The 6795-nt window shown below is 70.8% G+C and carries 7 protein-coding genes; all 7 read left to right on the top strand.

Features of this window, described 5'->3' with window-relative positions; genetic code table 11:
• The first annotated feature begins 134 nt into the window (after window positions 1–134).
• Entirely contained in the window at window positions 135–671 is a 537-nt protein-coding gene (ruvC, locus tag ACFWBW_RS26590) for a crossover junction endodeoxyribonuclease RuvC (RefSeq protein WP_243334246.1), read from the top strand.
• Window positions 668–1300 carry a Holliday junction branch migration protein RuvA gene (ruvA, locus tag ACFWBW_RS26585; RefSeq protein ID WP_385377080.1) on the top strand — a complete coding sequence of 211 codons (633 nt, stop codon included), beginning with the start codon at window positions 668–670 and terminating at the stop codon, window positions 1298–1300. Before ruvC ends, ruvA begins: the two co-directional genes overlap by 4 nt.
• 118 nt (window positions 1301–1418) lie before the next feature.
• Window positions 1419–2480, top strand: coding sequence for a Holliday junction branch migration DNA helicase RuvB (ruvB, locus tag ACFWBW_RS26580; protein ID WP_327251803.1), 1062 nt, complete (start codon window positions 1419–1421; stop codon window positions 2478–2480).
• A 165-nt stretch (window positions 2481–2645) separates the two neighbouring features.
• Window positions 2646–3113 (top strand): preprotein translocase subunit YajC, encoded by a 468-nt coding sequence (yajC, locus tag ACFWBW_RS26575; protein ID WP_385377077.1) that lies wholly within the window; start codon window positions 2646–2648, stop codon window positions 3111–3113.
• Window positions 3114–3267: 154 nt separating this feature from the next.
• Complete coding sequence (gene secD, locus ACFWBW_RS26570) at window positions 3268–5055, top strand: protein translocase subunit SecD (protein WP_385377074.1); 1788 nt, start codon at window positions 3268–3270, stop codon at window positions 5053–5055.
• Window positions 5056–5058: 3 nt separating this feature from the next.
• The gene (gene secF / locus ACFWBW_RS26565) at window positions 5059–6111 is read left to right on the top strand and encodes a protein translocase subunit SecF (protein WP_385377071.1); all 1053 of its coding nucleotides are present in this window, start codon (window positions 5059–5061) and stop codon (window positions 6109–6111) included.
• Window positions 6108–6662, top strand: coding sequence for an adenine phosphoribosyltransferase (locus ACFWBW_RS26560; protein ID WP_385377068.1), 555 nt, complete (start codon window positions 6108–6110; stop codon window positions 6660–6662). Before secF ends, ACFWBW_RS26560 begins: the two co-directional genes overlap by 4 nt.
• The last annotated feature ends 133 nt before the right edge of the window (window positions 6663–6795 follow it).

Genomic DNA, 6795 nt, shown 5'->3' with positions numbered 1-6795 from the left:
CTCTGGGTGGTGCCGCCCACGTCGAGGGGTCCGACGCTGGGCCGGGGGCACCCCCCCCCTCCCCCCCGCTGCTTTGTCAGTGCCGCCCGATAACCTGCGAAGCTGCACGTACAGGCGATCGAAGGAGGGGGCGGGTGCGCGTACTCGGCGTTGACCCGGGGCTGACCCGATGCGGTGTCGGTGTGGTCGAGGGGGTGGCGGGCCGCCCCCTGACGATGCTGGGCGTGGGAGTCGTACGGACGCCCGCGGACGCCGAGTTGGGCCACCGGCTCGTCGCGATCGAGCAGGGCATCGAGGAGTGGCTCGACGAGCACCGGCCCGAAGTCGTCGCCGTGGAGCGGGTGTTCAGCCAGCACAACGTCAGCACCGTGATGGGCACCGCCCAGGCCAGTGCCGTCGCCATGCTGTGCGCCGCGCGCCGCGGCATACCGGTCGCGCTGCACACACCGAGCGAGGTCAAGGCCGCCGTCACCGGCAGCGGTCGCGCCGACAAGGCTCAGGTCGGAGCCATGGTCACCCGGCTGCTGCGGCTGTCCGCCCCGCCCAAGCCCGCGGACGCCGCGGACGCCCTCGCCCTCGCCATCTGCCACATCTGGCGCGCCCCCGCGCAGAACCGCCTCCAGCAGGCCGTCAACCGGCATGCCAGCGCCCTGAAAGGCCGCACCACATGATCGCCTTCGTCAGCGGCACGGTCGCCGCGCTCGCCCCCACCCTGGCCGTCGTCGAGGTCGGGGGAGTGGGCATGGCCGTGCACTGCACGCCGAACACCATCGCGGGCCTGCGAACCGGTGAGCCGGCCCGGCTGGCGACGTCGCTGGTCGTACGGGAGGACTCGCTGACGCTGTACGGCTTCGCCGACGACGACGAGCGCCAGGTCTTCGAGCTCCTGCAGACCGCGAGCGGGGTCGGTCCGAAGCTCGCCCAGGCGATGCTCGGGGTGCACAGCCCGGACGCGCTGCGCATCGCCGTCTCCGTGGGCGACGAGAAGGCGCTGATGGCCGTCTCCGGCATCGGGAAGAAGGGCGCGCAGAAGCTGCTGCTGGACCTGAAGGACAAGCTGGGCGCTCCGCTGGGGTCGAGCGGGATGGTCGGCGCGCAGCGTGCGGTGGCCTCCGGCCCGGCGCCGTGGTCGGAGCAGCTGTCCGCCGCCCTGATCGGCCTCGGCTACGCGCCCCGCGACGCGGACGAGGCCGTCTCCGCGGTGACCCCGCAGGCGGAGGCCGCGATCGCCGCCGGCGGTTCGGCTCCGGTTCCGCAGCTCCTGAGGGCGGCCCTCCAGTCCCTGAACCGAGCCCGGTGAACGGGTGCGGTGCCGTTGCCGGGGGCCAGCCCCCGGACCCCCGCTCCTCAAACGCCGGAGGGGCTGAAATTGCCCTGGCGGGCAATCCACCGCACCACCGAGAAGGCAGACTGACACCGTGAACTGGGATGACGAGAGCGACGACCGGATCGTCGCAGCCGCGGCGGACGGCGAGGACACTGCCGTCGAGGCGGCCCTGCGGCCCAAGGACCTCGGTGAGTTCGTCGGGCAGGAGAAGGTCCGCCAGCAGCTGGACCTCGTCCTGAAGGCGGCCCGCCAGCGTGGCGCCACCGCCGATCACGTGCTGCTGTCGGGCGCCCCGGGTCTGGGGAAGACCACCCTGTCCATGATCATCGCAGCCGAGATGGGCGCGCCCATCCGGATCACCTCCGGCCCCGCCATCCAGCACGCGGGCGACCTCGCCGCCATCCTCTCCTCCCTCCAGGAGGGCGAGGTCCTCTTCCTCGACGAGATCCACCGCATGTCCCGGCCCGCCGAGGAGATGCTCTACATGGCCATGGAGGACTTCCGCGTCGACGTGATCGTGGGCAAGGGCCCGGGAGCCACCGCCATCCCGCTGGAACTGCCCCCGTTCACCCTCGTCGGGGCCACGACCCGGGCCGGCCTGCTCCCGCCCCCGCTGCGCGACCGCTTCGGCTTCACCGGCCACATGGAGTTCTACGCCCCCGAGGAGCTGGAGCGCGTCATCCACCGCTCCGCCCGGCTCCTCGACGTGGAGATCGACACCGCCGGCGCCGCCGAGATCGCCGGCCGCTCGCGCGGAACCCCCCGTATCGCCAACCGGCTGCTGCGCCGCGTCCGCGACTACGCCCAGGTCAGGGCCGACGGCGTGATCAACCGCGAGGTGGCCGGCACCGCGCTGAAGGTCTACGAGGTCGACGAGCGCGGGCTCGACCGGCTGGACCGGGCCGTCCTGGAGGCGCTCCTGAAGCTCTTCGGCGGGGGCCCCGTGGGCCTGTCCACGCTCGCCGTCGCCGTCGGCGAGGAGCGGGAGACCGTGGAGGAAGTGGCCGAGCCGTTCCTCGTCAGGGAAGGGCTCCTGGCCAGGACACCGCGAGGGCGGGTCGCGACCCCGGCCGCATGGGCTCACCTGGGACTTGTTCCGCCACAGCAGGGCGGGAACGGATCAAGCGGACAACAGGGCCTCTTCGGGACCTGACGGCGCGGGCGTTCGCCCCCTCAGGAACTGCGGTGACATGCTGGGCGTTGTTCCATCGGTGCGGACTCGCCTAGACTCCGCCGATGCCGACCCTTACGGTCGGCGTACCCACCCCCCGTACAAAGGCCGTGCGCTTGTGCGGTCGATGCGAAGGACCTGCGTCCCTTGAATATCATGTCCCTCCTTCCGTTCGTGCTGATCATCGGGGCGATGTTCCTGCTGACCCGCAGCCAGAAGAAGAAGCAGCAGGCGGCCGTGCAGATGCGCGACCAGCTGACCGCCGGCACCGGCGTCCGCACCATCGGCGGCATGTACGCCACGGTGAAGGAGATCGGCGAGGACACCGTCACGCTCGAGGTGGCCCCCGGCGTCCACGCGATCTACGCGAAGAACTCCATCGGCGCCGTGCTGGAGGACGAGGAGTACAACCGCATCGTCCACGGCATCACCGATGATCTGACGATCGACACGCCGGTCGTTCCGGACGACGCGTCCTCCCTGACCGGGGACGAGGCCCCCAAGCTCGACCTGGGCAAGAAGGACGAGCCCAAGGCCGACGAGCCCGCGGCGGAGGAGCCCAAGGGCGACGAGCCCAAGGACGGCAAGACCGACGGCGAGGCCGGCGCGAAGTAGCGCTGGGCCGGGGACCGTGCGGGGCGCCTGACCGGCAGCCCCGGCGGCCCCCGCCAGTGACCCTTCTGCGGGGGGCAGGGGTCCCCACACACATTTCGGTGGCCGTCCACGCGCTGACCCGGCGCGGGACGGTTGGACAGGGAGATACGACAAGGTGGCAGCACCGAAGAAGGGCCGGCGGCCCACGGGGGCTCAGGGGAGGCCGGGGCGTTCCCTGGCCATCATCCTGATCGCGATGGTGGCGCTCACCGCGGGGATGTTCCTCACGAAGCAGACGACGCCGCGACTCGGCATCGACCTCGCCGGCGGTACGAGCATCACGCTCAAGGCCAAGAGCGAGCCCGGCAAGCCGGACGCGATCAACGAGACCAACATGAACACGGCGATCGGCATCATCGAGCGCCGCGTCAACGGTCTCGGCGTTTCCGAGGCCGAGGTCCAGAAGCAGGGCCGCGACCACATCATCGTGAACATCCCCAAGGGGACGAACGAGCAGCAGGCGCGCGACCAGGTCGGTACCACCGCCCAGCTGTACTTCCGCCCCGTGCTCGCCACGGCGGAGGGCGCCCCGGCAGCCCCCGAGGCCAACCCGAGCGGCGCCCCGAGCGCCTCCCCGAGCGGCTCCGGCAGCCCGTCCGCCAGTGCGCCCACCCCGTCGTCCAGCGCCACTTCCCAGGGCCGTGCGCTCAGTGAGGCCCTCAAGGCCCCGAACGCACCCTCTCCCTCGCCCTCGGCGAGCGGGTCGAAGAAGGCAGACGACAAGGCCACCCCGTCCACGTCGCCGTCCGCGCCGACCGCCGACCAGGCCGCAGCCGCGGACCTGCAGGCGAAGTTCGCCGCGCTGAACTGCAGCGACGAGGCGCAGCGCACCGCCGCCACCAAGAACGTCAAGCCCGAGGACCCGACGCTCGCCTGCGGCAAGCGCGACGGCGTCTGGTACAAGTGGGTGCTCGGTCCGGCGCAGGTCAACGGCCAGGACGTGAAGGACGCCAAGGGCATCATCGACCCGCAGCGCGGCATGTGGATCGTCACGATGCAGTTCACCGACAAGGGCGCCGACAGGTTCGCCAAGATCACCGGTGAGCTCGCGGCCAAGCAGCAGCCGCAGAACCAGTTCGCCATCGTGCTCGACGGCGAGGTCATCTCCGACCCGTCCGTCAGCCAGGCGCTGACCGGCGGCAGCGCCGAGATCTCCGGCGGCTTCACCCAGCAGTCCGCACAGGACCTGGGCAACATGCTCTCGTACGGCGCCCTGCCGCTGTCCTTCCAGGAGGACAGCGTCACCACCGTCTCGGCCGCGCTCGGCGGCGAGCAGCTGAAGGCCGGTCTGATCGCCGGCGCCATCGGCCTCGCCCTCGTGGTGATCTACCTGCTGGCGTACTACCGGGGCCTGGCGTTCGTCGCCATCATCAGCCTCATCGTCTCCGGCATCCTCACGTACACGATCATGGCGCTGCTGGGCAAGGGCATCGGCTTCGCGCTGAACCTGCCGGCCGTCTGCGGTGCCATCGTCGCGATCGGCATCACCGCCGACTCGTTCATCGTGTACTTCGAACGCATCCGGGACGAGATCCGCGAGGGGCGCACCCTGCGTCCGGCCGTCGAGCGCGCCTGGCCGCGCGCCCGGCGCACGATCCTGGTCTCCGACTTCGTGTCGTTCCTGGCCGCGGCGGTGCTGTTCATCGTCACCGTCGGCAAGGTGCAGGGCTTCGCCTTCACCCTGGGTCTGACGACCCTGCTCGACGTGGTCGTGGTGTTCCTCTTCACCAAGCCCGTCATGACGCTGCTGGCCCGTACGAACTTCTTCGCCAGCGGTCACCCGTGGTCCGGGCTGGACCCGAAGCGACTGGGCGCCAAGCCGCCGCTGCGACGCTCGCGTCGCACCGGCGCCGACGCGGCCACCGCGACCGTCTCCGTTCCCGTCGACGCAAAGGAGGCGTGAGAGATGTCGAAGCTCGGAGATCTCGGCGCCAAGCTGTACCGGGGTGAGGTCGGCTACGACTTCGTCGGCAAGCGCTTCGTCTGGTACGGCGTTTCCATCCTGATCACCATCACGGCGATCGTGGCCGTGGCCGTCTCTGGCCTCAACATGGGCATCGAGTTCAAGGGTGGTGCCGTCTTCACCACTCCGAAGACCTCCATCTCGGAGACCCAGGCCCGCGAGGACGCGGAGAAGGCCTCCGGCCACGACGCGGTCGTCCAGAAGCTCGGTACCGGCGGTCTGCGCATCCAGATCTCGGACCTGGACACCAACGCCGCGGCCGAGGTGAAGGCGAAGCTCGCCGACGGCTTCAAGATCGACGCGGGGCAGATCAACGCGGACCTGGTCGGCCCCAGCTGGGGCGAGCAGATCGCCAACAAGGCCTGGACCGGCCTCGGCGTCTTCATGGTCCTCGTGGTGATCTACCTGGCCATCGCCTTCGAGTGGCGGATGGCGATCGCGGCGCTGATCGCGCTGATCCACGACCTCACCATCACCGTCGGCGTGTACGCGCTGGTCGGCTTCGAGGTCACCCCGGGTACGGTCATCGGTCTGCTGACCATCCTCGGTTACTCCCTCTACGACACCGTCGTCGTCTTCGACGGTCTCAAGGAGGGCTCGAAGGACATCACCAAGCAGACCCGCTGGACGTACAGCGAGATCGCCAACCGCAGCATCAACGGCACCCTGGTCCGCTCGATCAACACCACCGTCGTGGCGCTGCTCCCGGTCGGGGCGCTGCTCTTCATCGGCGGCGGCTTCCTGGGCGCCGGCATGCTGAACGACATCTCGCTGTCGCTGTTCGTCGGCCTCGCGGCCGGTGCCTACTCGTCGATCTTCATCGCGACCCCGCTGGTCGTGGACCTGAAGGAGCGCGAGCCGGCGATGAAGGCCCTGAAGAAGCGGGTGCTCGCGAAGCGGGCGTCCGCGGAGGCCAGGGGCGAGTCGCCCGAGGACGCCGGTACCGAAGGCGCGCCCGAGGTAGTGGCGCAGGGCCGGTCGGGACGGCGCCGGTGACCGCGGAGCTTCCCTCCGGCGTACGGGACCTGCTGCTCAGCCGGATCACGGACGTGGCGGACTACCCGAAGCCGGGCGTGATGTTCAAGGACATCACCCCGCTGCTGGCCGACCCGAAGGCGTTCGGCGCCCTCACGGACGCGCTGGTGGCCCTGGCCGGGCAGTACGGAGCGACGAAGATCGTCGGGCTGGAGGCGCGGGGATTCATCCTGGCGGCTCCGGTGGCCGTGCAGGCGGGCATCGGCTTCGTGCCGGTCCGCAAGGCCGGGAAGCTGCCCGGGGCGACGCTCCTGCAGTCCTACGACCTGGAGTACGGGTCGGCGGAGATCGAGATCCACGCGGAGGCGCTGTGCGCCGACGACCGGGTCATGGTCATCGACGACGTGCTGGCCACCGGTGGTACCGCCGCGGCCTCGCTGGAGCTGATCCGGCGGGCCGGGGCGGAGGTCGCCGGGGTCGCGGTCCTGATGGAACTCTCGTTCCTGCCGGGCCGTGAGCGGCTGCTGCCCGTGCTGGGCGATGCGCCGCTGGACGCGCTGATCGTGGTCTGACCCTGCTTTCCCCGAAGCGGGCGTGGACCGGGAAGTCCCCGAACACGCCCCCCTCCGCGCGTGCGGGACGCTTCGCGGGGGGAAAGCCCCCCCCCCCCCCTCCCCCCTTCCCCCCGGGTCGACCCCCAACCCC

This window comes from Streptomyces sp. NPDC059957, assembly GCF_042730015.1.
Classification (GTDB): domain Bacteria; phylum Actinomycetota; class Actinomycetes; order Streptomycetales; family Streptomycetaceae; genus Streptomyces.
This window is presented reverse-complemented; position numbering and strand designations above follow the sequence as displayed.